This window comes from Jongsikchunia kroppenstedtii DSM 45133 (assembly GCF_000380485.1).
GTDB classification, from domain to species: domain Bacteria; phylum Actinomycetota; class Actinomycetes; order Mycobacteriales; family Mycobacteriaceae; genus Jongsikchunia; species Jongsikchunia kroppenstedtii.
In genome coordinates, this window is record NZ_AQYG01000026.1 from 1 (window position 1) to 24,272 (window position 24,272).

The window sequence follows — 24,272 nt, forward strand, 5'->3', positions numbered from 1 at the left end:
CCGGCCGCGACCGCCGGTCTCGAGCTCGTCCGCGCGCTGCGGGAGGCGCAGGCGCGATACCCCCTCGAGATCGGTCGTTTCCTCAACGGAGTGCAGACCACGCTGAACACCGCGGTGCCGTCCATACGGGAGGTGCTCGCGGGACTTTACGACATCACCAGCATTCCGATCTTCAAGAACGCCGAGCAATCGCAGTGGTACCTCGACACGTTTCACGCGTTGGGCGGATTCATCGGCGACCAGGGCATTGCGCGAGTGCTCAAGACGCTCGATCTGGCGCTGCCCGCCTTCGATGTCGTCGGCGACTACCTGGGGCCGTTGAACTATGCGATGCGCAACGTGAACGCGGGCCAGATCTCTGAACTGATCAGGCGGCTGGATCGGGCCATTCCGAGCATCGACGGGCGGCCGACGCTCGAGACATCGCTGACGCTGATTCCGGGACTGGCCACCGCGGCGGGCGGAGGGCAGCGATGAGCTCCTTCCGAAAGTCGCTGGCGTTCCTCTGCATTTTCATCGTGGCGGTCATCGCGATCACCTACGTCATCGCCTCCGCGATCGAGCGGCCCGTATCCGGCGCGACCGACACCTACCACGCCCGGTTCTACGACGCGTTCGGTCTGCGGTCGGGTGCTGACGTCCGGCTCGACGGCGTGCAGGTCGGCAAGGTCAAGGATGTGACCGTCGCCGACGACGGCGTGCAAGCGCGGGTCACGTTCACGGTGCAACGCAGCCACCGACTCGGCGACGGACAGTCCGTCGCGATCAGGTTCCAGAATCTGGTGGGGCAGCGCTATGTCTCGATCGTGGATCGTCAGGCGGTCCCGGGCTGCGAGCCGGCGGTGCAGACCGCAGCGGACATTCCGGCCTGCTGGACGATGTCGTCGCTCGACCTGACCACCCTCTTCAACGGTCTTCGCCCGCTGCTGCGGGAGGTGAATCCGGATCTGTTCAACCAGCTGGGATTACACGTGCAGGCTTTTCTGGAAGGCCAGCAGGACGACGGGCTCACCAGTGTCGCGAACGACATCACCACGCTGATCAAGTACGCCGGCGATCGCGATCAGGTGATCAATCAGATCCTGATCAACCTCCAGCAGGTCTCCAAGCAGATGCTCGGGCAGACCGCCTCGATCAAGTCGCTGCTCGATGCCGTATCGAATATGTTCGTGACCCTGCGCCCGGCTACCCCGGGCCTGGTGACGTTGATGTCGACGGGGCTGGGACCGCTGGGACAGCTCGGTGGGCTCTTCGACAATCTCGACCGGTTGCTGGTCGGCGGCACCGACAACACCAAACAGCGATTCCAGCAACTCTACGATCACCTCGACGTCGAACCGGTGCTCGCTGCGATCCGCAAGCTGCCGTCGGTGGTCGACGGTGTCATGGGAATGCTCGGGCCGATGAACCTGGTCGGTAAGTGTCGCAACGGAACCGAGCCGTTGCCTCGCGAGCTCACGATGCTCATCGACATGCGGGCGGTGACGCTGTGCAATCCCTGATGGGGCAATCCCTGATGACGAAATCCCTGACGAGCAGACTGCGAGCTCGATTCGCGGAGACGCGGCGGCGGTCCGGCGGTGAGGAGGCGAGCCGAATCGCTCAATTCTGGTGGGCGATGGCGTCACTGTGCGTTGTGGTCGCGCTCGTGGCGGTGGCCGCGCTCCTGTACGTGCATCCGCCGGGGTACCGCCAGTTCGTGGCCAACTTCCCCGAATCGGGGAACGTGGTTCCGGGCGCCGATGTGCGGGTCGGTGGGGTGCGGGTCGGCAAGGTCGTCAGCATGAAGCTGCAGGACGAGGCGGTGCGGGTGCTGTTCACCGTCCGCGACGGGATCCGGATCGGGCGGGAGTCGGCAGTGGACGTCCGGATGGCGACGCCGATCGGTGGTGTGTACCTGGCGGTCACCCCGGCCGGCCCGGGAACGATTGGCGCCGAGGGTATCCCGCCCGACCGGGTGACCCTGCCGTATCAGGTCAGCAAGCTGCTGCCGGACGCCACGGTGAAGATTCGGCAGGTGGACACGGCCGGCCTCGAGCGCACCCTCGCCGATGTATCCGACACGCTGCGCGCCATCCCGAACGGCGGCCTGACCGACATGGTGACCAGCGCCGACAAGCTGTCGGCCGTCTTCGCGCAGCAGCGTCGTGCGGTTGACGCGATCCTCGAGTTGACCGGTAACTACGCCGATGTGATCACGGAGAACCGCAAGCAGATCGACTCGGTGGTCGACGCGCTGGCCAACCTGATCACCCAGCTGTACCCCTACATCGGCAACATCGGTCCCCTGCTCGGGGACTTGAACTCGCTGATCGGGTTCCTCGGCGCATCCGTTCCGCCGCTGGCCAATCAGAAGTTCGTGCCGATCGTCGAGACGCTCATCAGCGTGCAGCCGAGCCTGGACGAACTCGGCGGCTCGGTCGGCAGTCTGATCTCGCGGCTGTCGGGAATCATCAACGGATTGGCCGACAGCGTGAGCCCCGCCGGCGTGCCCGTCGTCAAACGCTCGCAAGAGCTGCTGCGACTCTCGCAGGCCTGCGTGCCGACACCGAATCGAGGCTGCTGATGTTGACGGCGCTCAGGGCCCGGGTGACGGCATTGCCACGTCGGAAAGTCGTTGCGGCCGTGGTGATAACCGCGTTGGTCTGTGGTGCGGGTGTCTGGTACTGGGTCCGCAGTCTGGACAAATATGCATACTGCGCAACGGTTTCCGACGCGACGGGACTCTACAAGGATGCCGCAGTGACCATTCGCGGCATGGATGTCGGCCGCGTCAGCTCCATCTCGCCCCGCGGCGCGGGGGTTCGCCTGGGGCTGCGACTCGATCGCGGAGACATCGCCGACACCGTGAAGGTGGCGGTGGTGAACAATGCGGTGATCAACGACCGGCATGTAGAGCTGGTCGGGGCACTCGATCCGCGGCAGGGAAAATGGACTGCGGGACAGTGTATCTCCGGACAGGTCCCGGTGTCGGTGAACAACGCGCTGAAGTCGATGAACGACATGGTGCAATCGCTGGCCAAGCCCGACGCGACCGGCCAGTCGCCGTTGTCCACCCTGCTGCACATCACGGGCTCGCAACTGGGCGATCGAGGACCGCAGATCAGACAGACCCTGGATCAGCTGTCGCGAGCGGTGGACCAGCCGGATCAGTTCATCGCACAGCTGCGGGTCGTGCTTACGCAGATCGGACCACTGATGGACCTGGCGAACCGCAATATCGGTGTACTGGAACCGATTCAGTCGCAATTGATCGGCACCATCAAGGTGGTCGGGCAGGTATTCGGCGTGGCGGCCGACCTGGTGACCAATATCGGGTCGCTGCTGGTGGTCCTGTACCAGAAGATGCTGCCCGACTGGTTTCCGAAGTACGTGCGGCCGGGGGTCGAGCAGGCGATGCCGTCGGTGCTCGCCGCGCTGGATTCGATCAAGCAGCACCGCAATGACATCCAGGCGGCGCTGAGCGGACTTCCGGGATTCTTCACCGCGTTGCAGGGCATGCTGGTGACCACGCCGGGGGCCATCACTCTCGGTATCGATCCGCCAAAGGTCGCGCTGACTTCGGTGCAGGCGGCCGCGCTGTGCGGGGCGGCGGGACCGGCCGCGGCGCGGCTGTGCGGGGGACCGCCGCAACCCGGGTTGCCGGTCGTGCAGCTGGTGATGGCGGCGATGAGCGGACATCAGAATGCGTCAGCACCGGCCCCTGTTCGTGGGGGTGGCCGATGAGGCGCGCGGCGACGGTGGTCGCGATTCTGCTCACGGTCGCGCTCGGGCTGGTCGGCTGCGGATTCAATCCGGAGCGGGTGGACCTGTCGACGGCGAGCGGCGGTCACGAGCTTCGAATCCAGTTCGCGTCCGTGTTGAATCTTCCAGTTGGAGCGCGCGTTTCGATGCGCGGCGCCGACATCGGCAGAGTCACTCGAACCGAGCTCGCCGGGTCGGGCGCCGTGGCGGTGTGCGAGGTCCGCGGTGCCGTCCCACAGGGGACCCGGGCGGAGCTGAAGCAGACGACCGCCCTGGGCGACATCTATGTCAGTCTGACTCCGGCACCGGCGGATCGGCCTGCGATCCCCGTGGGCGGGGTCATCCCGGTCCGCGACACCTACGTCGGCGCGCAGGTGGAGGACACCCTGTCGACGATGGCGACATTCATCAACGGCGGATCCATCATCGCCCTGCAGGATGCCCTCGACATGGTGGAACAGCAGTTCCCGCAATCGCTTCCGGAGTCGCGAGCGCTCGCGAGCTTTGTGTCGACCCAGATCCGTGGTGCCGGTCGATCGATCCCGGACATCGGTCAATTGCTCGGCGGTACGCAGCGGATGGCGGATATGCTCCAGGGCCTGCAGCGCGAGCTGGCGTTCATGTTCAGTGAGCAGGGGCGGGTCGCGATGGACCGGCTCAATCCCAATCTGGCCGCCGCGTTCGGTCTGTTCACCGGAATGAAGTCGATCCTCGACGCGGCGGTGCCGCTGACGCCGTTCCTGACGACGCTGAACACCTTCCTGACCAAGGTGATTCCGCTGATCCGAGAGCCGTCGGCGCGGGGCGATCAGTTCCCGGGCAACGCGCAGGACTTCGTTGACGTCTTCGCCTCCCGGATCTCGCAGTTCTGGCGCACCGGCGCGAGTGTCAACGTGGCCCAGCTGTCCGTGGGAACACAGGTGATCGACGCCGGCAAACTGCAGAGCGTCACGCAGCTGTTGCGGATGATCGGGGTGGCCCGATGAATCGAATGCCGCTGTGGCTGTCCGGCCTGATTCTGGTGCTGGTCCTGGTATTCGGCGGGCGTTATCTGATCTACGACGTCCTGCGGGCCGACCCGCTGGATCGGAATACGAGGGTCGTCGTCGAACTCGCCGGGTCCGGCAGCCTGAAGTCCGGCGTCGAGGTGACCTACAACGGCGTGGTGGTCGGCAAGGTGACCGACGTGCGCGGCACCGACGGCGGCGTCGAGGTGGCCCTGTCGTACGACCACAAGTACCGGATTCCGACCGACAGCCAGGTCTCGGTGCAGTCGCTGTCGCTGCTCGGCGAGACCGTGTTCGAGTTCACCGGTGACGGCACGGGACCGGTACTGCGCGATGGGGATCGGGTCGCCCGCATGGACGCCGAGCTGCCCACGTCGATCCCCGAACTCATCGCCACGTCATCGCAGATGCTGCAGCAGATCAGCCCGACGGAGGTACAGCGGGTCGTCGCCGCCCTCAATACCGCGCTGACCGACGTGGACAACGATGTCCCGAACATCAGCGCCATGGCGCAGAAGCTGGCCGCCCTGCTGATGCTGCAACGCCAATCGCTGGGCCCGGCGCTCGGCGGCGTGAATCGAGTGGTCGACCAGCTGCCGCAACTCCGCCCGCTGGTCGGCCCGGGGCTCGAGGGAATAGGCCAGTTCATCTTCAAGACGTCCGATCTAGGCCAATCACTCATCCCGCCGACTCTCGCCATCGGCGGCGCGAAGAATCTCGTTCCGGGACAGGCTAATGCGGGCTACATCTTCGATCAGCTCGGGAAGGTGCTGCCGAGCCTGGCCATCGTCGGCGAACTGTTGCGACCGACGTCGCAGGCCTCCGGGCCGATCCTCGCCGACTTCGATTTCGGCGCGATGCTGCGCAACCTCCTGCAGGCGGTGCAGGACGGCCACGTGAACGTGCACGCCTCCGTGCCGGACAACTGATGAACAACTGTCGATGGAAAGAAGGATCAGATGACTGACGACGGTTCGGATCGGGTAGAGGAGAAGACGGCGGTCGCCGACCCGGGCTCGGTTGCGGTGACCGACAGGCCGACGGCCGCCTCTGGCGCGGACGATCAGCCCGGCGATGGCGATGGGTACTCGCGGTTGGATCGCCTGCGTTCCATGCTTTCTCGCGGCCGGGTAACGATGCTCGGGTTGGCCCTCGTGGCGATCGTAGCGACGACCTGCGCCATCGTCTTCGGTGTCAAATGGAGTGATGCCATCGGCAAGCAGGACCGTGCGGCGGCGCAGGCGGCGACCGATGCGAAAGCGGAGAAGGTCGCGAGCGACTATGCCGTGCGGGTATCGAACTTCGACTACAACGACCTCGATGCGTGGAAAGCCGCTGTCACGCAAGGGGTGACGGATCAGTTCAAGGCGAGCATGCAGGGCGCCGCGCAGTTGGCCGAGCCGATCCTCAAATCGCTGCAGTGGACGTCGACCTCGCGGCTGATGATGGCCCGCACGACCGGACATCACGACGATGTTTACACCGTGCAGGTGTTCGTGAACGTGTCCAACAAGAGTCTGCAGGGCCAGTACACGCTGGTGACGGCCTACTCGGTGGTGCTGAACAAGGGCCGGACCGACAACGACTGGGTGATCTCGAACGCGGCCAACACGAATGACGCCGCGCAGCCCGCCGGACTGCCGACCGGCGCCGATCCTGCTGTGCCGCAACCCGATCCTGCGAATCCGAGTGCCCCGGGGGCGGGTGGCTGAGCGGTTGCTCCGCTATGGCGAGCCGAGAAACGCCCGCGCGAACTCCCGCTGACCCGCCATGCTCCAGTTGTCGTGATCTTCGCCGTAGCCGGTGACGCCGTTCCACGACCACTCGGTGAGGCAGTTCCACGTCCACAGGTTGGGATTGATCGCGAACCCCAGACGATTGATCGCGCGGCCGACCGCCTCGATCGTCCGCCCGTGTTCGTCTGTCGCCGTGACCCGGACGCGTGTCGGTGCGCCGGTCGAGTTGTCCCGGTCGAGCACGTCGTGTCGGCCCTCTACCAGCTTGCCCCACTGGCCGTCGGCCACGATGTAGCCGTGGATGGCGATCGCGTTGCCGTCGCCGAAATCCATCGTGATCGCGTGAAACCCTTGCCCGTCAGCGGCATTGGCATAGCTGTAGCCGCCGCGCTTACTCGGCGTGGCATGGATGCCCTGGCCATGCTGTGTCCGATGACCCCAGGACCGGTCCCGGAACCCGAAGGCGTCCACCGGGATCCGTTCGCCGCGCAGGATGATCTCGCCGCGATACCGGCCGGGCTGGTCCAGGTGGCTCTCGCCGAGCAGATGCAGCTGGGCGACCCCGGTGAACGTCAGGTCGACGTGGATCTCGTCGCCGTCGTCCGGGTCGGTGTAGCCGATCCGGTACTGCATTCCGGGCTCGATCACCTCGTAGCTCGCACCGTTGCCGAGCCGCAGGTTCGACAGTGGCTCCTGCGGTAATGGCAGATGCCAGAAGTTCTTCGCATACAGGCAATTCCAGATCTGGTCGCCCGTGTCGTCCCAGAAATACGCCCCGGCTGCGGTCACCCCCAGCGTCGGCTTGAAGAACGGGTACAACTGCCCGGACAGCCTGCGTTCCGGCACGGTGAAGGTGAACCAGCACGTCTCGGTCCATTCCGGATCGTCAGGGTCCGCCGGCGGATGAAATTCGTCGTTGCTGTCCGCATACGGTCCGATGATCATGCTGGTCCCCAATACCCGAGTATTGGGCGAACTCTACAGAATCGAACACCTGGTCAGATACGGATTCGGGCGATCCGCGGCGGTGGCCGTCAGGACGCGGCGTGGGCGGCGAGCACGTCTTCCAATGCGCGGTGGCCGATCTCGAGGCTCTGCCGGTGGAGCCTGGTGATCTGGCGCAGCACCAGGGCGGGCAGCTTGATCTTCAACTCGGTCCGGCTCACGACGCGCAGCAGACAGCCGTCCGGGTGCGTGGACAGGAAGTAGTCGACGGTCTGGCTGCGCAGCACGCGGCTGGAGAGGAGGACCGTCTTGCAGTGCTTTGCGCCCCACATGCAGTCCAGGACCGCGACATCGGAGATTCCGAGAGCTCCCGCCGAGGTCTGTACGGTCCGCGGACTGCCGTCGGGATAGCGCGTCAATACCGTCGCATCGCCGGTGGAGGGCGGGAACGCCGGCCGGTGCCGGACCATCGCCTTGAACAGTCCCTCGGTGTCCTTGAGCGCCGCGACGACCTGCGCCGGGGTGGCGTCGAGGATGTCTGCGGCCTCGTCGGTCATCACATTCTTGTTGTCCGCCATCAGATCCCGGTCCGAGGGTCGGTGGAGCGGGTATATCGCGGGATGGTCAGGCGGGAGAGTCGACCGGCCAGGGGAGCGATCGTCCGCAGTCGCTTGGGCGTCGCGAGTTCGGCGCCGACCGGTAGGCGTGACGCCGCGACGGTGCGGGCATGCGTGAACGTCTTGATGCTGTGCTCGCCGTGGTAGCTGCCCATCCCGCTGCGGCCGACGCCGCCGAACGGCACCGCGGCCGAATACATGTTGACCATGAAGTCGTTGATGTTCACCGAGCCGCTGCGGGTGCCGTCGATGAGCGCCTGCAGCCGATCGTTCTCCGGCCCATGCCAATACAGCGTCAGTGGATGCTCGCGCGAGGTGATCGTGGCGATCACGTCATCGAGCGTCCGATAGGGGTGCACCGACAGCACCGGTCCGAACACTTCGTCGGAGTCGATGGTCATCTCCGGTCGGAGTCCGGTGATGAGTGTCGGCGGAATCAGCCGGGATCCGGCGTCCGGGAGTATCTCGCCGGCGGGGATGGCCTGGGTGACTGTGGCGCCCTTGCGTTCCGCGTCGCGCAGATGGCCGACGATCCGGTCGTAGTTGCTGCTGTTGATGATCGCGGTGTATTCGGGGTTGCCGACAATCGTCGGATACGCCTGCCGCCAGGTGGCCAGGACCTGATCGGTGAACTGGTCGAGGGCAGCCTCGGGCACGAAGACGTAGTCGGGCGAGAGGCATACCTGCCCGCTGTTGATCAGCCGGGCGGCCGCGATCCGCTTGGCGGCGCGGGCGATGTCGGCATCGGTGTCGACGACGACCGGATTCTTGCCGCCGAGTTCCAGCGTCGCCGGCACCAGGTTGGCGGCGCAGTCCTTGGCGACCTCGATGCCGACCTCCGGGGAGCCCGTGAAGAAGAATGAGTCGAAGCGCAGCCGGGAGAACGCCGACCCCGGACCATGCTCGGCGGTGATGACGGCCAGTTCCTCCAGATCGAAATAGCCTGCGGCATAACGGGCCAGCGCATCACCGGTGTGCCGGGTGACCGACGACGGGCGGATCATCAGCCGATTCCCGGCCGCCAGCGCGCCGGCCGCGGGGACGAAGGTGAGCTGCACCGGGAAGTTCCAGGGTCCGGCGATGCCCACGACGCCGAGCGGCTCGCGGCGCACCCGATAGTGGAATCCGGTCAGGCGCAGCGGAGTTCGGGCCGGTTCGGTGAGCCACTTCTTGAGATGCCGCCGCTGGTCGCGGATCTCGTTGACGGTGTACATGACGTCGCCGGCGGTGCACAGCCAGCGGGCCCGGGAGCCGAAGTCGGCGATGATCGCGTCGGCGATCGACTCGCAGTTGTCGGCCAGTAGCGCGTGCAGCCGGCCGAGCCGATCCAGGCGCGTCGCCAGGTCGGGGATGCCATCACGCAGGAACGCGGCGCGCTGCAGGTCCAGTATCTGCGCCGGGGTCGGCCCCGATGGTGCCGCTGACGTGGGGCGTTCGGCGACCGGGGCCGCCGGCGCGTCGTGGATGGACACAGGTGATCCGCCTTCGTCGCGGCGATAGGGACCACATTAATGAAACATGAATAAGAAGTTGTGTCAATAGTTCAATATGGCGCCCCGGCCAGCATCAACTCGAATGCGGCCAGCGCTCGGGCCTGCACGCCGTCGAGGACGTGGGTGGGTCCGAGCGAGGCGAACATGAAGTCGGTCGCATGGTCGACCGCGGTGGTCAGGTCGTCGCCGAGCCGGCCCTCGGCCCAGGCCCCGGCCAATTCGGCCATGGCGCCGCCGGCCATGACGGCGGCGACCGTCGGGTACTGCGAATTCGGCCCTGCCGCAGGGGTACTCAGCGGCGCGATGGTGTGGATCAGGATCTGCAGCGTCTCTCGGCGTTTGGTCGCCAGCACCGGATTGCTGGTGGCGTCGGTGTACAGCACGCGTGCCCGGCGCGGATCTTCGCTGATCCGCGCCAGACTGACATGAATGAAGGCGTACACCACGTCGCGGTCGTCCTTCGCCGCGCGCACGGCCTCATAGGCGGCGACCGCGGTGTCCTGGACGAGCTGGTCGTGCAGCGCGCCGAGGAGCTCGTCGACGTTGGCGAAGCTCTCGTAGAAATAGCGGGTGTTCAGCTCGGCCTGGCGGCAGACCGCCCGCAGCGTCACGCCGGACAGCCCGTCGGTGCCGACGACGTCGAGCGCCGCCGTCAACAGCATCTGGCGGCGCATGGCGCGACGATCGGCGGCGTCCACGCCCGCCCAGCTCTGCGGCTTGCTCACAGCGACAACCTGTTCACCGGGACAACTTTAGTGCTGGCCCGGAGCATTCCGGGACAATGTCTGGACACGCATGTAGCCAAACGTTACTCTGAGTGTGACGCGGGCGACAGCCCTTATGTCCGCGACGGACCGCAGAAAGGCGACGATGATGTCGACGAATATCCTGGCCGAACCGCCCGCCGGCAGTGGACTGAAGGCCGTCCCCGGATCCAACACCCCTGGACTCGTGCAGGTCATGAAGCTGCGCCAGGATCCGTTCGGGTTCGCCGAGACCAATCGGCAGAAGTTCGGCGACGTGACTTTCGTGCACGTCTTCGGCACCACCATCGTGTCGTGCGCCGGGCCGGAGGCCGCGGAGCGAATCTTGATGAACAAGGACCGCGCCTTCGCGAACGGCCCCGCCTGGGGGTTCTTCATCGACAAGTTCTTCCACCGCGGCGTGATGCTGCTCGACTTCGACGAGCATCGGCATCACCGGCTGATCCTGCAGCAGGCGTTCACTCCGACGATCCTCAAGGGCTACATGCAGGAGATGCAGCCCATGATCATGAACGCGATGAAGCAGTTCCCGGTGCGGGACGTGCTGCTGTTCAACGAGTTCAAACAGCTGACGCTGGACGTGGCCCTGGAGGTCTTCCTCGGCCTGGAACTGCCGAAGAAGGAGGCCGACAAGATCAACAAGGCCTTCATCGAATGCGTGCGCGCCGGCGTCGGACTCGTGCGGGCCGACGTGCCGTTCACCCGCTGGGGCAAGGGGATTCGCTCCCGCAAGGTGCTCGAGGAGTTCATCTACAGCCACATTCCGGCCAAGCGGGCCAAGGAGACCCCCGATCTCTTCTCGGTGCTGTGTCACGCGGAGAGCGAGGATGGGCATCGGTTCACCGACGAGGACGTCGTGAACCACATCCTGTTCGTGCTGATGGCCGCGCACGACACCTCGACCATCACGATGTCGCAGATGGCGTATCACATGGCGAAGCATCCGCAGTGGCAGGAGAAGGCGCGTGAGCAGTCGTTGGAACTGAATCCCGAACTGGGATACGACGACCTGGGCAAGCTCGACGTCCTGGACGCGATCATGAAGGAGTCGCTGCGGATGTGCACGCCGGTGCCGGCGCAGCCGCGGATGGCCGTGCGGGACACGGAAGTCAACGGCTACTTCATCCCCGAGGGCACGATGGTGCAGGTGCCTAACCTGAGCAATCACTACCGGGACGACATCTGGACCAACCCGTTCGCCTTTGACCCGGAACGGTATTCGGCCGAGCGCAAGGAGGACAAGGCGCATCGGATGGCTTGGATGCCGTTCGGCGGCGGCGTGCACAAGTGCATCGGGCTCTATTTCGGCCAGATGGAGATCAAGACGATCATGCACCACCTGCTGCGCGGCTACGAGTGGACCATCCCGGACGACTACGTGCTGCCGATGGACTACAGCGCGCTCCCGGTGCCGAAAGACAAGCTGCCGGTGACGATTCGGCGCCGCTGACCGCCGGCAGCAGCTACTGCACCTCGAGTACAACGCGGCCACGGCCATGCCCGGCCTCGAATCGACGGTGTGCGTCGGCGACCTGTTCGAGGGGCATCACCTCGACCGCGGTCGGTCGAATATCGCCGTCCGCCAATAGCTTCGCCAGCTCCTGCAACTGCTCGTCCTGGCGGGTCACCGCGATCATGTTCGACAGCACTCGCACATCGTGCTCCGCGGCATGTGCGATCTGTTCCTCGGTCGGCCGCGAGATCAGCGTCTCGATCTCGACGTATCGTCCGCCGGGCTTGACGATCTCGGTCGCGCGGGGGAGAAGCGTGTCCTGGCCGACGGCATCGAGCACGAAGTCGACTCCCTCGGGCGCCCAGTCCTTCACCGCCTGGGCGACATCCTGCGTCAGGTAGTCGATAGTCAATTCCGCGCCCAAGCCGGTGATGTAGTCATTGTTGGCCGGATCGCAGGTGACCGCGACTCGGGCGCCGCGGGCGCGGGCGATCTGCGTGGCGATGCTGCCCACGCCCCCGGCTCCGCCGTTGATGAGAAGCGTTTCACCGGCCTGCAGCTCGCCGGCGTGGATCAGGCTGCCGTAGGCCGTGGTCCCGGCGGTCGGCAGTGCCGCGGCGTCGGTGTCGCTCCAGCCTTCCGGCAGCGGCGCGATCATGTTGGTCGCGCTGACGCAGTACTCCGCGTACGTGCCGTCCTTGCCGTCCTTCTGGTTCGACATGCCGAAGACGCGGTCGCCTGGCTTCCAGTCCTCGACCCCCGGCCCCACCGCCTCGATCGTGCCGGCGTGATCGAAGCCGATGACGAAGGGGAAGTGGTATTCGATGAACTGTGCCAGCCGGCCCTGACGGGTCTTCCAGTCGGCCGGATTGACGCCGGCCGCATTGATTTTCACGAGGACCTCGCCCTCGCCGGGAACGGGCGTGGGGATCTCGCCCAGCTGTAGCGCGTCGGCTGTGCCGAAATCCTCGATGATCATTGCTCGCATGATGTTCTCTGCCTTCATGTTTCAGTGCCGATGGGTCGTCAGGGCCGGTCGGTGGTCAGGGTCGGTTTGTCAGGGGAGGATCTGGCCGTCGAGGTCGCAGAAGCTGTGGCACACGGCCTCCCGGATGATGCACTGGGTGCATTCCGGGTCGAACCATGCGTCGACGACGGCCCAGTGGATCGGGTGAAACAGGTAGGGGCCGTTCACCGCATTGATGTCGGTGAACTCCTGTTCCCACACGTGGGTGTAGTTCGAGTCGCCGCGAGCGGTGTCGACGCGACTCAGCTGCCACGCGAGCATCGTGGGGATGTGGCCGGGCATCTGCAGGGTGTCGGCGGCGAACCGTTCCAGAGTCTCCTCCGGGGTGCCGGGCTCCACGGCGAGCAGCAGCGCGCGGTACACCGTGCCGGCGGCGCGCGGCGCCGCTGCACCCGACTGGCCGGGCTGGTACTCGGCGCCATTCACCCGGACGGCGATCGGCTCGTCCAGGATGCCGTCGATCGTCGGTTTGGCCTGACCCCAGCTCTCGCGATCGGCATAGTTGAAGTGCGCCAACACATCCCCGGCATTGGCCGAACCAGGCAGCGTGCGGTTGACAACGGTGCCCACCGCGCCGGTGTCCGCGGCGGCGGCGCGCAGCCGCGCCATCAGATCGTCGACGGTGGCGTCGTCCGTCCCGGGGGCGACGTCGATCAGGCGTGTGGCGCTATACATTGTTCAACCCATCCACGTCGTCGGCGGCGGCCGTCATGCGGCGGCTGCGGCTCTGCAGCAGTTGCTCGATCTCGGTCCAGAACTCGCCGATGGATGCGTCATGACGCCCCATCGCGGTCATCTGCCACCAGGCCCCCACTCCGGGCACCGTCCAGGTGATGGTGACGATGTTCTCCTGATCGGGGAACCAGATCGGTGGACTCACGAGCACGCGGTCGAGCGTCATGCCCCGACGCTCGGCCCCCGGCGCGTATTCGGCGAGATAGCGATCGATGAACCCGCGGGCATGGCCCGGTTTCGTGACGACTTCGTCGACTATGTAGATGGTTGGTTCGGCCATGCGCTCACGCTAGGCCGCGATATGACGTCGGTCACACCGCGTTTCCCTGTCAGCGGGACTCTGTTTCGAGCGGCGTCAGCGACTCGTTCGCGCCGCGGCCTCACGCCCTGCCACGCGGCCGAAGGCGAGTGCGTCGCCGATGTGGAATCCGCCGTCCTTGCACCAGCTGTAGGTCGAGCTGACCTCGCCGGCCGCGTAGAGGCCGGCGATCGTTTGTCCGTCTGTGTCGAGCACCTGGGCGCGTCCGTCGCGCCGTGGTCCGCCGTTGCTCCAACCCATCAGCGGCGTGACGCGCAGCGCGTAGAACGGTGCGGTGGCCACCGGGCCGAGGGCGGCCGCGGGCCGTCCGAAGTAGTCGTCGCGCCCGGCGGCGCAGGCGTCGTTGTATCCATCGACGGTCCGCTGCAGGACCTCTGGATCGAGTCCGATGGCGTCGGCGAGGTCCGCGACGGTGTCGGCTGTGGTGATCAGTCCGCCGGCGATCTCGGCGGAGTTGTCGGCGCTCCAGCGCGCACCGTTCATCAGCATGTTCCAGCCCACCGGCAGGATCGCAGGCGGCGGGCTGAGCGGGCCGGCGAGGCGCATCTGCTCGTCGAAGATCAGATGGAACGGCCGGGTGGGGAACAGCTCGTTGGTGCCGTCGCGGGGGATGTGCCCATGCCGTGTTTCGGCCGTCTCGTTGACGAATCGGCGGCCTTCGTCGTTGGCCCACAGGTAGTTTGCACCGTTCCAGAGGGCGAGGTAGTAGCCGAACCGGTCATCGGCCCGCACCCCGGTGATGGTCATCATGTTGTCCATATGCCACAGATCCGCGCCGACCGCCTGCGCCATCCGCTGGCCGTCCCCCGTCGATGCCGGCGATCCCCAGAGCGCCGAATCCTCCACGCGCAGATAGTCGTTCACCATCTGTCGATTGGCGCCGAACCCGCCGGTCGCGAGCACGACACCGCCGCGGGCGCCGATCCGGGTCCGGCCGCCCGGCCCGTCGACCTCGACCCCGGTGACGCCGGCATCGCCGGCGACGAGTCGGATCGCTCGCGTGTCGTAACGGGTCTCGACGTCGCGCGTGGCGAGCGCGTCGGTGAGGAAGCCGTGCAGCAGACCATTGCCCATGAGGCCCTTGATGCAGTCCATGCCGGCGTAGCAGTCGCTGCCGTCGACCTCGAGGTACTCCGGGCCGGTGTGGTAATCGCCGCTCATGGCGACCTCGGCGCCCAGCTCGCGCATCCAGGTCGAGTTCTCGGCGGTCTCGGTCGCCCAGGTGTCCACGACATCCTCGGCGACCGGAAACGGGCCGTTCAGTGCGCGCAGGAACACGCGGGCGCGCTCGGGGTCCCGGTTGACCCACCAGCCGCCGCCGGACACGCGGGTGTTGCCGCCGGCCTGGTCGGCTGGGCACTTCTCGACGACGATCACCGACGCGCCGGCCTGGTGCGCGGCGAGCGCCGCGGCCGAGCCGGCGGCCCCCGACCCGAGCACTACTACGTCGAATTCCTCATCGAACCCCGGTTCAGCCACTGCGTGTCCCTTCGCGTCGAGTGATGCCTCGCGTCCTACTGTGACGATCGTTACAACACGGGTGTGCGGAAAGTGAGTCTTCCGGTCAGCGGAAGTCGGCACGTATGGTGCCGGAACGGAGGGCGGCGGAGTCCGGGGCGGCAGCAGCGCGGAGAGAAGGTTTTAGGTGACGAGCGAGCGACCGGTGTCCGGCGAGCCCGGGGAACAGCCGGTCTCCGGCCCGGGAAGGGAATCCGTCGACGTGCTGATCGTCGGCGCCGGGCCGGCCGGATCGACCGCGGCGGCCTGGGCGGCCCGTGCCGGTCGTGAGGTGCTGCTGATCGATCGTGCCGAATTCCCGCGCGACAAGACCTGCGGCGACGGCCTGACGCCTCGCGCGATCGCCGAGCTGGACCGGCTCGGGCTGGGCTCGTGGGTGCGGACGCTGCACACCCAGGACGGACTCGATCTGACCGTCTTCGGTCGCGGTTATCCGCTGCGGTGGCCCGAGGGGCCGTTCCCTGCCGTCACGGCGGCGGTCCCGCGTCTGGAGTTCGACGCCCGACTGCTGGACGAGGCAATCGGGTCGGGCGCGGTGTTCCGCGGCGGTGTCCGGGTGTCGGATGTGCTGACCGATGCGTCCGGTCGGGTGACCCTGGTGCGCACGGCCGATGGTGGTGAAATCGGCTGCCGCGTCCTGCTGGTCGCCGACGGCGCCGGATCGCCGGTGGGTAACAAACTGGGCCGGAAATGGTTGCGGGACAAGATGTATGCCGTCGCCGCCCGCTCGTATATGACGTCGGCGCGGGGGGACGAGAAGATGCTGACCGTCGCCGTGGGCGCCGGACGCGGCGACGCGGTGATGACACCCGGCTATGGCTGGCTGTTCCCGCTCGGCGACGGCCGGGTGAATGTCGGCTACGGCGCCATGGTGTCCGACGAACTGCCGTTGCCGGGATCGTCGCGGTCGCTGCACGACGCGTTCATCGAGCAGATGCGGGATCGGTGGCAACTGGTCGGCGATCCGGAAAACTATGCGGCCGCACCGCTTTCGATCGGTGGAATGGTGGAGAACATCGCGGGACCGAACTGGATGCTGATCGGCGACGCGGCCTGCGGCACCAACCCGGTGACGGGCGAGGGCATCGACTTCGCGATGGAATCGGCCCGGCACGCCGTCGATATGCTGGGCGCCGCCGCCGACTACACGCGGGTGTGGCCGGCGCTGCTGCAGGAGCTGTACGCCGCGCCGCTCGCGGCCGAACGCAAGATCATCCGGGCCATCGGCATGCACCCGCGCCTGGGCCGTCAGCTGGTGCCACTGCTGATGTCGCACGGGTGGCGCGGCCGTTTCGTGCTGCGGTCGGCGGCCAATCTGGTCGCCGACGATGACAAGGATGCCGCCGCGCGCCTGTTTCGCCTGGTCGGACGGGTCTCCGAACGCTCCGAGCGGCCGATCTTCGGGCACTCGAATGTGAAGTAGGGTCGTCCCATGAGTTCGGACACAATGAAACCGGCGAGTGCGGATGTCCTGATCGTGGGCGCCGGTCCAGCCGGCTCGGCCGCCGCGGTCTGGGCGGCCCGCGCCGGCCGTGCGGCGACCGTGGTGGACATGGCTGAGTTCCCCCGGGACAAGACGTGCGGCGACGGCCTCACCCCGCGGGCCGTGCTGGAGCTGCAGAAGCTCGGCATCGAGGATTGGCTCGGCGAGCATCCGCGCACCGAGGGCGTGCATATGCATGGCTGGGGGACCGATCGGAAGATCGTCTGGTCGCGCAAGGGCGCGTTCCCCTTCTACGGCAGCGCCATCTCTCGCGCGGAGTTCGACGAGCGGATCCGCCAGCTTGCGCTTGCGGCCGGCACGACGATGGTGACCGGCACCAAGGCGGTCGACGCGGACGTGCACGACGGGCGGATCGTGTCCGTGACGCTGCAACGCGGCGACGAGACCTGGAAGATCTCGCCGCAGAAGGTGATCGTCGCCGATGGCGTGCGCTCCGGTCTGGGCAAAGTGCTTGGGCGGCAGTGGCATCGGGATACGGTCTTCGGTACCGCCGTCCGCTCCTATGTGCGCGTCGAGAAGGAATGGGATTGGCTGGTCACCCATTTCGACATGAAGAACACCGAGGGTGAGACCCTGCCCGGCTACGGTTGGATGTTCCCGCTGGGAAACTCCGGCGGCAACGGTGAGCTGGAGCATCAGGGTTCGCCGATCATCAATATGGGTGTCGCAGCGTTCTCCACCGCGCAGCGGCCGGCCAAGGTGCAGCTGCGTCCGCTGCTGGATCAGTACGTGGCCGAGATGCGCGAGCAGTGGGGGCTGGTCGGCGAGCCGATGCAGGTGAAGTCGGCGCTGCTGCCGCTGGGTGGCGCGGTCTCGAATATCGCCGGCCGCAACTGGATGCTGATCGGCGACGCCGCCGGCTGCGTCAACCCGATCACCGGTGAAGGCATCGACTACGCCCTGGAGACCGGGCGGTTCGCGGCGGAGGCGCTCGACGTCGACGACTACACCACGATGTGGCCGGACCTGTTGAACGAGAAGTACGGCCAGATGTTCTCCGGCAGCAGGCGGCTGGCGAAGATCTTCTTCTACCCACGGGTGACCGCGACCGTGGCCCGGCCGATCATGCACTGGGAGAAGGGCATGCGCGGCGCGATGCGGCTCATGTCGAATCTCGTCGGCGAGAACGAGCACGACGATGCGGCGACCCTGGCCCGTTTCGCCGGCAACGTGTCGCTGAAGCTCGACAAGCGATCCCGCCGCCCGTTCCACTGATGGCCGAATCCGCACCACCGTCCCGACGCGCGCTCCTCGCCGCCGAGCGAGCGGCACGCCGCGAGGTCGTGGCCGCGGAACGCGAACTCGCCGAACTGAATCCGGCGGACGGTGCCGCAGAATCGCCGGCGTCGAGCGGCCGATGGTGGCCGGTGGTCGCGGTCGCGGCGATCGTGATCGCGGTGGCCGTGGCGGTCGCGGGTACGGTGCGCTTCTCGCAGCTCGACTCGGAGACGTTCAGCGACAGTCAGGTTCGCTCGGCCGCGGTCGATCGGGTCGAGCTGCTGCTGACGCCGAACATGCATGACCCCGGCCAGTCCAAGCGCATCCTGGACGATTCGACCGGCGCCTTCCATGATCAGTTCGCGCAGGCGTCGGACGCCTACACGAAGTTCGTCGCGGCCGTCGGCACAGTCGCCACCGGCCAGGTCGACGGCACCGCGATCGAGACCCGGGACCGGCGGTCGGCGACCGTGCTGGTGACCGCCGGGATCGCCGTGCGCACCACGACCGGGGACGGCGCCGGAAACAAGCGGTTCCGGCTGCGGGTGCAGCTGCAGCCGGACGGCGGCGAGCTGAAACTCGCTGCGGTGGAGCTCGTTTCATGACCTCGCGAGAGGCTGCGAGTACACCGATCCTGCGGGCGGCCGTGTCGTGGACGGCCGATGTCCTGGCTCCGCTGCTACTGATCGTCGCCGCCGTGAGCATCGGGGCGGGCGCGGGCTATCCGTCCTGGTGGATCTCGTTGCAGGTGGTGGCGACCGTGGTCGCCGTGGCCTACGCGGTGGTCGCCTGGTGGGTGTGGCCGCGATCCGCCGGATCGGCCACGAAGACGGCGGCACGCCCGGGACCGTTGGCGGTGTCCGTCGATGACGGCGACGACGCGCCGGCACTGACATGGCGTCGACGCAGCGCCTGGCTCGCCGCGACGATGGCCGTGCTCGTCGTCGCGGCCTCGGCAGGAGCGATCGCCGCGGCGTTGTGCGGCACGGTATCTCGCGACGCCCAGGTCGACCGCAACCGGCGGGAGCTGCCGTCGGTCGCGAACCATCTGGTGACGACGGTGTTCTCCTATCGCGCCGGCCATCGCGCGGCCGACCGCGCCGCGGCGGCACCGCTCGTCACCGGCGATTTCGCGTCCATCTACAACACCCCGCCCCCGGGCCTGCCGGACACGACGACCGTGCGCTGGCAGCCGGCGCGGATCGCGCTCGGCTCGGTCGGCCGCAGCACCGCGACGATCACCGTCGCCGCCAACGTCACGGAGACGGCGGCGGACGGCCGTTCCAGCACCGCGGGGAAAGTCGTGCTGCTCCAACTGGATCGGGCCGGCGGACACTGGCGGATCGCTGACGTCAGGACCGAACTGTGAACGCCCCGTCCAAGCGCGCGCAGGCCGCTCAGGAGCGCGTCACCCGCGCCCGAGAGACGGCGGCGAAGACGGCCGCGGCGGCCCTGCCGGCGCGACGAGCGCTGGCCCGGCGAGACAGTCGGCTGTTCCGTGGCGCTGTTGCGGCGATGGCGGCTGTCGTCATCGCGGCGATCGTGGTCGGCATCGTCGTCGCGGTCGGGCACGGCAACCACAACGATCGACAGCACCGGATCGATGCCTCGCTGTCGGCCGCGCGCACCGCGCTGGTCACCATGCTCACCGCCGATCCGGCCCGCCCGGACGAGTACCTCGCGGCCATCCTCGACGTCACGACCGGCGAACAGCACCAGCGGATCTCGTCGCTGCGCACGGAGATCCACGACGCCGTCGCGTCGGGCGACAAACCGAGCACCGGGTCGGTGATCTCGGTCGGCGTGATCGGGCCCGACCCGGGATTATCGGTCAACCTGTTCGCCGTCGCGACCGCCACCAATCCCGAGCTGGTGGGCGCGGCCAGCGGCGAGAATCGCTTCGCGCTGGTGGTCACGATGCGCGCGATCGGATCGGGTTGGAAACTCGAGAGGGCGCAGGCGCAATGAGATTCACCGTGTTCACGCTCGCCGGAGGTATTGCCGGCCTCGGGATGCTGACCTATCTTGTCGACTCCGCCGGCTGGTGGCTGATCCTGGCCGCCTTCGCGCTGGTCCTGCTGGCCGGGTGGGCGATCGCCCGATCGATGCTGCGCGGGCGCAGCTTCCTGCTGGACGCGGTCGCCGTGGTTGCCGTCGCCGCGATCTCGATCGCGGCCGCCGCGGTCGGATTCCTCGGGCCCGCAGACCAGCCGGCGCAGGACACCGCCGACCGTAACGCAGTCGTCGGGGCGGCCAGGGAGGCGGTGACCGGGCTGATGACCTTCACCCCCGGACACGGGTTCAGCCAGTCCGTCGCTGACCGGCTGGCCGATCCGCTGCTGACCGACTACCGGGGCGGCGGCCCCGACGTGGTGCTCACGGGCGCGGTCGAGTCGCGCACGACGATGTCGGCGGCCGTGGTTGCCGGCGCGGTCGACCGGCAGACGAGCCGGTCGGCCCGCGTGCTGCTGTATGTGAACCAGACGGTGACGACTGGTGGCCAGCCCCCGCAGCAGATTCAGCTGGCCCAGTGGGCGTCGTTGGTGCATGACGGCTCCGCCTGGTTGCTGTCGGACCTTCGTCCAGTCGGCGTCCAGAACTGAAGCGGCGAAATCGGGCCGCGAGCTATTCGATAGCCTGCTGAAAACGAAATGGAGACACCATGAATGCTGGGACTGTGCGGGAGGGCACCGAGGGGGCGGGCATCGTCATCGTGGGTGCCGGTCTGGGCGGCATCCGGGTGGCCGAGCGCGCCCGCCAATCCGGCTACACCGGACCGGTCACGCTGATCGGCGCGGAGAACTACCAGCCGTATGATCGACCGCCGCTGTCGAAAGAGGTGCTGCGGGGCGCGGACCGGGTCGAGCTGAAGGACGACGACTACTACCGCGAGTCGGATCTGACGCTGCGCATGGGTGTCCGCGTCGCGTCGATCGATACCGCCGCGCACGCCGTCGTTACTGATTCGGGTGAGCGCATCGAATACCAATCCCTGGTCCTGGCAACGGGTCTGATGCCGCGGGCGCTGCCGGGCACCGAGGATGTCGCGGGCGTGCATCTGCTGCGCACCTATGACGACTGCGTGGCGCTGCGTGACGATGCGAAGGACGCGAAGTCGGCGATCGTGATCGGCGCCGGCTTCATCGGCTGCGAGGTGGCGGCCAGCCTGCATCAGCTGGGTGTGCCGTCGGTGACGATCATCGAACCGCAGGAGGCGCCGCTGGCGCAGGCGCTCGGCGTCGAGGTCGGCAACCTGGTGCGCCGGGTGCATGTCGAGGCCGGCGTGGATATTCGGACGGGTGTCGGGGTCAGCGGTGTCGACACCGCCGACGGCCGGGCCAGCGCCGTCCGGCTCGACGACGGCACGGTGCTGCCCGCCGACGTGGTGGTCGTCGGCATCGGCTCGGTTCCGGTGACCGACTATCTGGACGGTTCCGGAATCGAGGTCGCCTCACGCGAATTGGGCGGTGGCATCGCGTGCGACGAGTCGGGCCGTACCAGTGCTCCGGATGTGTATGCGGTGGGCGACGTGGCCAACTGGGGCGCCCGCGCCGGCCGTAACGGGCGGGTGGAGCACTGGAACAACACGGTCGAGCAGGCTGCCCTGATCGGTGCCGAGCTGGTTCTGCCGTCTGCGGAAGCGCTTGCGCTGCCGTATTTCTGGAGCGATCAGTTCGATCTGAAGATTCAGATGCTGGGCCATCCGGCACCGTCGGACGAGGTGCACATCGTGTCCGACGACGGACGCAAGTTCGTCGCCTACTACAGCCGCGACGGCCTGCTCACGGGCGTGGTCGGTGCGGGCAAGGCGGGCGCCGTGATGAAGATGCGAGCGAAGCTCCAGGCGTCGACGCCCATCGCCGACCTGCTGTGAGCGCGGCCCGGGCGGCCGATGTCGCCGCGGCGATCGATGCCGCGGGGTCGCCCGAACGTGCTCAATCGTCGGCAGGCTTCTTCAAGACCGGTCCTGGTGAGTACGGCGAGGGTGACCGGTTCGCCGGGGTGTCGGTCCCGGAGCAGCGCCGAATCGCCAAGCGATTCAGGGGGATCGCGCCTGGCGAGATCCGCCGGTTGCTGTCCAGCGGGGTGCATGAGCACCGGCTGACGGCGTTGCTGATGCTGGTGTGGGAGTACGAGCACGCCGGCGATGTTGCCGCGCGGCGCGTCTGGCTGGATCTGTATCTGGAGCAGGTGCGTGCCGGGCGGGTGAACAACTGGGATCTGGTCGACTCGTCGGCGGCGCAGATCGTCGGCACGAGTGTCGCCGACGGCGAGTCGCCGGTTTCACTGATCACCGAGCTGGCGGCCGAAGACGACCTGTGGCGCCGCCGGGTGGGCATCATCGCCACGTTCGCGTTCCTCACCCGAGCCGAGCCCGGTCCGCTGACCGGTGACGTGGCCCCGCTGGTGATCGGCGATCGTCGTGACCTGATTCAGAAGGCCTTCGGCTGGATGCTGCGCGAGCTGGGCAAGCGCTGCAACCGGGACCTACTGATCGCCTATCTCGACGCGCATGCCGCGGCGATGGGCCGCACCGCGCTCAGCTATGCCACCGAGCATCTGACGAAAGAGCAACGTGCCCATTATCGTTCGTTGAAGTAGCCGATCAGGTAGGCGGCCCGATCAGGCGGCGACCCGCCAGTCGGCGTGATGCACCCGGCAGCCGAATCGGGCGCCGTGGCACACGTCGCAGTGCTCGCCGTCGACCAGGCCGGTGCCGGCGCATTCTTCGCAGGGCTCCAGGTGCCGCTTGCATTTCGCGCAGGTATCGGCCTCGGTGGCATCGACCACGGCCTCGAGCACGGTCGCGGGTGCCGCAGCATGTTCGGCACGGGCGCGTTCGGCGCGGGCCTGGGCCAGTGCCCGCCGTGCCGATTCCAGCGTGATGTCGTCCGGATCCAGTCCCTCGCGGGCGAAGGCCGCCGCCGCGGCCGGCGTGTACCGATACTTGAGGGGAGCGCCCGTGCGCCGCAGGCCATTACGGGTGGTGCGCAGCAGCGCGACGAACATGCGGTAGCGCCGCTCGTCCCAGGTGGACCAGATGTCGTCGACCTCCAACCTCCGCTTGATCGACGGTTCGAGGCCGGCGATCGTGATCATCTTGGTGAACCAGCGCAGCCGCGGCGCGAGTGGCTTGGCGAACCAGTGGTACTTCTCCGGAACGAACTTCTCCACGCGCAGCGTCTGGCGGGCCAGCCCGACGGTGTACTGCGCCAGCTTGGAATTGACCAGCTCGTTGTCGAAGACGTTCCGCAGGTACCGCTCGAACTCGTCGTAGGTCTGCGGCTGTGCGCTGTCGTCGACACCGAACAGGGAGAACCACTCCTTGGACTCCTCGAAGATCTGTGCCTTCTCGTCGCGGGTCAGCGGCCGTTCCAGCACGCCGAGATCGCTTGCGCGATAAATGGCTTCGAAGAAGGTGACATGCGCCCAGTAGAAGGTCTCGGCATTCAGCGCGTGGTAACGATGGCCATCGGGCATGTCGCCCTTGATGGACTTGTGAAAGTTGCGCACCTGGATGCCATACTTCTGCGCATCCTCCGGTGCGGCGTACAGGACCCCGTTGATGGTCTTCTGCGAGCTCTTGGCCCGTTGCGCCTGCACCGCAGGGTCTTTCGACTTCACGACCATCGAGTGGTCGGAGACGCCCTGGCCCAGCTGAGGCCACATGTTCTCGATGATCGCGGTGCGCTGGCCGGAGACGAACAGCACGAACGGATCGCCCATGTACTTCCAGAGCAGCGAATCGGGCGGGACCGGGTACTGGGCACGGTCCTTCGGCCGCAGGCTGGCGTCGCCCTCGCGGATCGGGAGCCGCGTGCCCGCGTAGAAGACGTTCTCGCCCACGGTGGCGTCCTCGTCGAGCATCGTGACGGCCGGGTCGGTGGTCTGGTCGGCTAGTAGATCGCCGTCGATCATGTCGGTCATGGACATCGCCTTTCACACTGCGGATAGCGTCGTTAGACCCATTGAAACAAAGAGACATATTTGTGTCAAGAGTTTCGGGAAGTCGTCAACTGTGGGTGATGCGCTCCTGGTAATCGCGGCGTCGGTCGGCATCCGAGACCAGGAACACGTCGCGGTAGCGCGCCGATCGGAGCATGCGGCGTTTGACCGGGCCCGGGATCGCGCCGACGACCGCCAGCGCGCCGAGGCCGTGGCTCGGATAGCCGTGCAGGGCACCGGTGTTGA

General features: G+C 67.2%; 25 protein-coding genes. 16 read left to right on the forward strand and 9 right to left on the reverse strand.

Annotated elements, in window-relative coordinates:
- From G341_RS23905 to G341_RS0100775, 7 genes are all read left to right on the forward strand, one after another.
- Nucleotides 1-477 (forward strand): hypothetical protein (locus tag G341_RS23905; protein WP_043450070.1); only part of this gene is annotated, 477 nt, incomplete at its 5' end.
- On the forward strand, nt 474-1,502 hold the full coding sequence (locus tag G341_RS20550) for an MlaD family protein (RefSeq protein WP_018177190.1): 1,029 nt from the start codon (nt 474-476) through the stop codon (nt 1,500-1,502). The genes G341_RS23905 and G341_RS20550, both read left to right, overlap by 4 nt.
- Before the next feature lie 116 nt (nt 1,503-1,618).
- Entirely contained in the window at nt 1,619-2,566 is a 948-nt protein-coding gene (locus tag G341_RS22825) for an MlaD family protein (RefSeq protein WP_162140690.1), read from the forward strand.
- Nucleotides 2,566-3,726 carry an MlaD family protein gene (locus G341_RS0100760; protein ID WP_018177192.1) on the forward strand — a complete coding sequence of 387 codons (1,161 nt, stop codon included), beginning with the start codon at nt 2,566-2,568 and terminating at the stop codon, nt 3,724-3,726. Before G341_RS22825 ends, G341_RS0100760 begins: the two co-directional genes overlap by 1 nt.
- A complete protein-coding gene (locus G341_RS0100765; protein ID WP_081622376.1) occupies nt 3,723-4,730 on the forward strand; it encodes an MlaD family protein in 1,008 nt (335 codons plus the stop codon). Before G341_RS0100760 ends, G341_RS0100765 begins: the two co-directional genes overlap by 4 nt.
- Nucleotides 4,727-5,680 carry an MlaD family protein gene (locus tag G341_RS0100770; RefSeq protein ID WP_018177194.1) on the forward strand — a complete coding sequence of 318 codons (954 nt, stop codon included), beginning with the start codon at nt 4,727-4,729 and terminating at the stop codon, nt 5,678-5,680. The genes G341_RS0100765 and G341_RS0100770 overlap by 4 nt, the downstream gene beginning before the upstream one ends.
- A gap of 30 nt (nt 5,681-5,710) precedes the next feature.
- Nucleotides 5,711-6,463, forward strand: coding sequence for a hypothetical protein (locus G341_RS0100775; RefSeq protein ID WP_018177195.1), 753 nt, complete (start codon nt 5,711-5,713; stop codon nt 6,461-6,463).
- Between the two features lie 12 nt (nt 6,464-6,475).
- Here the strand turns inward: G341_RS0100775 and G341_RS0100780 are convergent, their stop codons facing one another.
- The 4 genes from G341_RS0100780 to G341_RS20560 all read right to left on the reverse strand — a co-directional run bounded on the left by G341_RS0100780 (nt 6,476) and on the right by G341_RS20560 (nt 10,267).
- A complete protein-coding gene (locus G341_RS0100780) occupies nt 6,476-7,432 on the reverse strand; it encodes a DUF7064 domain-containing protein (protein ID WP_155826681.1) in 957 nt (318 codons plus the stop codon).
- Nucleotides 7,433-7,521: 89 nt separating this feature from the next.
- Complete coding sequence (locus tag G341_RS0100785; RefSeq protein ID WP_018177197.1) at nt 7,522-8,010, reverse strand: SRPBCC family protein; 489 nt, start codon at nt 8,008-8,010, stop codon at nt 7,522-7,524.
- Nucleotides 8,010-9,521, reverse strand: a complete 1,512-nt coding sequence (locus tag G341_RS0100790) for an aldehyde dehydrogenase family protein (RefSeq protein ID WP_018177198.1) — start codon at nt 9,519-9,521, stop codon at nt 8,010-8,012. The genes G341_RS0100785 and G341_RS0100790 overlap by 1 nt, the downstream gene beginning before the upstream one ends.
- Nucleotides 9,522-9,592: 71 nt before the next feature.
- Nucleotides 9,593-10,267, reverse strand: coding sequence for a TetR/AcrR family transcriptional regulator (locus tag G341_RS20560; protein WP_018177199.1), 675 nt, complete (start codon nt 10,265-10,267; stop codon nt 9,593-9,595).
- Between the two features lie 148 nt (nt 10,268-10,415).
- Here G341_RS20560 and G341_RS0100800 point away from each other — a divergent pair, with 148 nt between their 5' ends.
- Complete coding sequence (locus G341_RS0100800) at nt 10,416-11,756, forward strand: cytochrome P450 (RefSeq protein ID WP_026303089.1); 1,341 nt, start codon at nt 10,416-10,418, stop codon at nt 11,754-11,756.
- A 13-nt stretch (nt 11,757-11,769) separates the two neighbouring features.
- On the opposite strand, the gene G341_RS0100805 is transcribed toward G341_RS0100800, so the two are convergent.
- From G341_RS0100805 to G341_RS0100820, 4 genes are all read right to left on the reverse strand, one after another.
- Nucleotides 11,770-12,738 carry a quinone oxidoreductase family protein gene (locus tag G341_RS0100805; protein ID WP_155826683.1) on the reverse strand — a complete coding sequence of 323 codons (969 nt, stop codon included), beginning with the start codon at nt 12,736-12,738 and terminating at the stop codon, nt 11,770-11,772.
- A 78-nt stretch (nt 12,739-12,816) separates the two neighbouring features.
- Nucleotides 12,817-13,461 (reverse strand): Dabb family protein, encoded by a 645-nt coding sequence (locus G341_RS0100810; protein ID WP_018177202.1) that lies wholly within the window; start codon nt 13,459-13,461, stop codon nt 12,817-12,819.
- Nucleotides 13,454-13,801 (reverse strand): hypothetical protein, encoded by a 348-nt coding sequence (locus G341_RS0100815; protein ID WP_018177203.1) that lies wholly within the window; start codon nt 13,799-13,801, stop codon nt 13,454-13,456. Before G341_RS0100815 ends, G341_RS0100810 begins: the two co-directional genes overlap by 8 nt.
- A 75-nt stretch (nt 13,802-13,876) precedes the next feature.
- Nucleotides 13,877-15,319, reverse strand: a complete 1,443-nt coding sequence (locus G341_RS0100820) for an FAD-dependent oxidoreductase (RefSeq protein ID WP_026303090.1) — start codon at nt 15,317-15,319, stop codon at nt 13,877-13,879.
- Between the two features lie 166 nt (nt 15,320-15,485).
- On the opposite strand from G341_RS0100820, the gene G341_RS20565 reads away from it, so the two are divergent.
- From G341_RS20565 to G341_RS0100860, 8 genes are read left to right on the forward strand one after another with little or no spacing between them, the layout of a single operon-like run.
- Nucleotides 15,486-16,781, forward strand: coding sequence for a geranylgeranyl reductase family protein (locus tag G341_RS20565; protein WP_081622377.1), 1,296 nt, complete (start codon nt 15,486-15,488; stop codon nt 16,779-16,781).
- Nucleotides 16,782-16,790: 9 nt separating this feature from the next.
- On the forward strand, nt 16,791-18,077 hold the full coding sequence (locus G341_RS0100830) for a geranylgeranyl reductase family protein (RefSeq protein ID WP_018177206.1): 1,287 nt from the start codon (nt 16,791-16,793) through the stop codon (nt 18,075-18,077).
- Complete coding sequence (locus G341_RS0100835) at nt 18,077-18,685, forward strand: hypothetical protein (RefSeq protein WP_018177207.1); 609 nt, start codon at nt 18,077-18,079, stop codon at nt 18,683-18,685. The genes G341_RS0100830 and G341_RS0100835 overlap by 1 nt, the downstream gene beginning before the upstream one ends.
- Nucleotides 18,682-19,449 carry a hypothetical protein gene (locus G341_RS0100840; RefSeq protein ID WP_155826685.1) on the forward strand — a complete coding sequence of 256 codons (768 nt, stop codon included), beginning with the start codon at nt 18,682-18,684 and terminating at the stop codon, nt 19,447-19,449. Before G341_RS0100835 ends, G341_RS0100840 begins: the two co-directional genes overlap by 4 nt.
- Nucleotides 19,446-20,048: a hypothetical protein gene (locus G341_RS0100845; RefSeq protein ID WP_018177209.1), complete on the forward strand. Its 603-nt coding sequence runs from the start codon at nt 19,446-19,448 to the stop codon at nt 20,046-20,048. The genes G341_RS0100840 and G341_RS0100845 overlap by 4 nt, the downstream gene beginning before the upstream one ends.
- Entirely contained in the window at nt 20,045-20,683 is a 639-nt protein-coding gene (locus tag G341_RS0100850; protein ID WP_018177210.1) for a hypothetical protein, read from the forward strand. The genes G341_RS0100845 and G341_RS0100850 overlap by 4 nt, the downstream gene beginning before the upstream one ends.
- Nucleotides 20,684-20,742: 59 nt before the next feature.
- Nucleotides 20,743-21,954: an NAD(P)/FAD-dependent oxidoreductase gene (locus tag G341_RS0100855; protein ID WP_051092557.1), complete on the forward strand. Its 1,212-nt coding sequence runs from the start codon at nt 20,743-20,745 to the stop codon at nt 21,952-21,954.
- Nucleotides 21,951-22,682 carry a DNA alkylation repair protein gene (locus tag G341_RS0100860; RefSeq protein WP_018177212.1) on the forward strand — a complete coding sequence of 244 codons (732 nt, stop codon included), beginning with the start codon at nt 21,951-21,953 and terminating at the stop codon, nt 22,680-22,682. Before G341_RS0100855 ends, G341_RS0100860 begins: the two co-directional genes overlap by 4 nt.
- A 21-nt stretch (nt 22,683-22,703) precedes the next feature.
- On the opposite strand, the gene G341_RS0100865 is transcribed toward G341_RS0100860, so the two are convergent.
- The gene (locus G341_RS0100865) at nt 22,704-24,008 is read right to left on the reverse strand and encodes an oxygenase MpaB family protein (protein ID WP_018177213.1); all 1,305 of its coding nucleotides are present in this window, start codon (nt 24,006-24,008) and stop codon (nt 22,704-22,706) included.
- Nucleotides 24,009-24,272 lie beyond the last annotated feature (264 nt).

What these genes read in the sequence shown, in the direction of transcription:
- G341_RS20550 (WP_018177190.1), top strand. Translation starts at nt 474, where the DNA reads ATGAGCTCCTTCCGAAAGTCGCTGGCGTTCCTCTGCATTTTCATCGTG.
- G341_RS22825 (WP_162140690.1), top strand. Translation starts at nt 1,619, where the DNA reads ATGGCGTCACTGTGCGTTGTGGTCGCGCTCGTGGCGGTGGCCGCGCTC.
- G341_RS0100760 (WP_018177192.1), top strand. Translation starts at nt 2,566, where the DNA reads ATGTTGACGGCGCTCAGGGCCCGGGTGACGGCATTGCCACGTCGGAAA.
- G341_RS0100765 (WP_081622376.1), top strand. Translation starts at nt 3,723, where the DNA reads ATGAGGCGCGCGGCGACGGTGGTCGCGATTCTGCTCACGGTCGCGCTC.
- G341_RS0100770 (WP_018177194.1), top strand. Translation starts at nt 4,727, where the DNA reads ATGAATCGAATGCCGCTGTGGCTGTCCGGCCTGATTCTGGTGCTGGTC.
- G341_RS0100775 (WP_018177195.1), top strand. Translation starts at nt 5,711, where the DNA reads ATGACTGACGACGGTTCGGATCGGGTAGAGGAGAAGACGGCGGTCGCC.
- G341_RS0100780 (WP_155826681.1), bottom strand. Translation starts at nt 7,432, where the DNA reads ATGATCATCGGACCGTATGCGGACAGCAACGACGAATTTCATCCGCCG.
- G341_RS0100785 (WP_018177197.1), bottom strand. Translation starts at nt 8,010, where the DNA reads ATGGCGGACAACAAGAATGTGATGACCGACGAGGCCGCAGACATCCTC.
- G341_RS0100800 (WP_026303089.1), top strand. Translation starts at nt 10,416, where the DNA reads ATGTCGACGAATATCCTGGCCGAACCGCCCGCCGGCAGTGGACTGAAG.
- G341_RS0100805 (WP_155826683.1), bottom strand. Translation starts at nt 12,738, where the DNA reads ATGATCATCGAGGATTTCGGCACAGCCGACGCGCTACAGCTGGGCGAG.
- G341_RS0100810 (WP_018177202.1), bottom strand. Translation starts at nt 13,461, where the DNA reads ATGTATAGCGCCACACGCCTGATCGACGTCGCCCCCGGGACGGACGAC.
- G341_RS0100815 (WP_018177203.1), bottom strand. Translation starts at nt 13,801, where the DNA reads ATGGCCGAACCAACCATCTACATAGTCGACGAAGTCGTCACGAAACCG.
- G341_RS0100830 (WP_018177206.1), top strand. Translation starts at nt 16,791, where the DNA reads ATGAGTTCGGACACAATGAAACCGGCGAGTGCGGATGTCCTGATCGTG.
- G341_RS0100835 (WP_018177207.1), top strand. Translation starts at nt 18,077, where the DNA reads ATGGCCGAATCCGCACCACCGTCCCGACGCGCGCTCCTCGCCGCCGAG.
- G341_RS0100840 (WP_155826685.1), top strand. Translation starts at nt 18,682, where the DNA reads ATGACCTCGCGAGAGGCTGCGAGTACACCGATCCTGCGGGCGGCCGTG.
- G341_RS0100850 (WP_018177210.1), top strand. Translation starts at nt 20,045, where the DNA reads ATGAGATTCACCGTGTTCACGCTCGCCGGAGGTATTGCCGGCCTCGGG.
- G341_RS0100855 (WP_051092557.1), top strand. Translation starts at nt 20,743, where the DNA reads ATGAATGCTGGGACTGTGCGGGAGGGCACCGAGGGGGCGGGCATCGTC.
- G341_RS0100865 (WP_018177213.1), bottom strand. Translation starts at nt 24,008, where the DNA reads ATGACCGACATGATCGACGGCGATCTACTAGCCGACCAGACCACCGAC.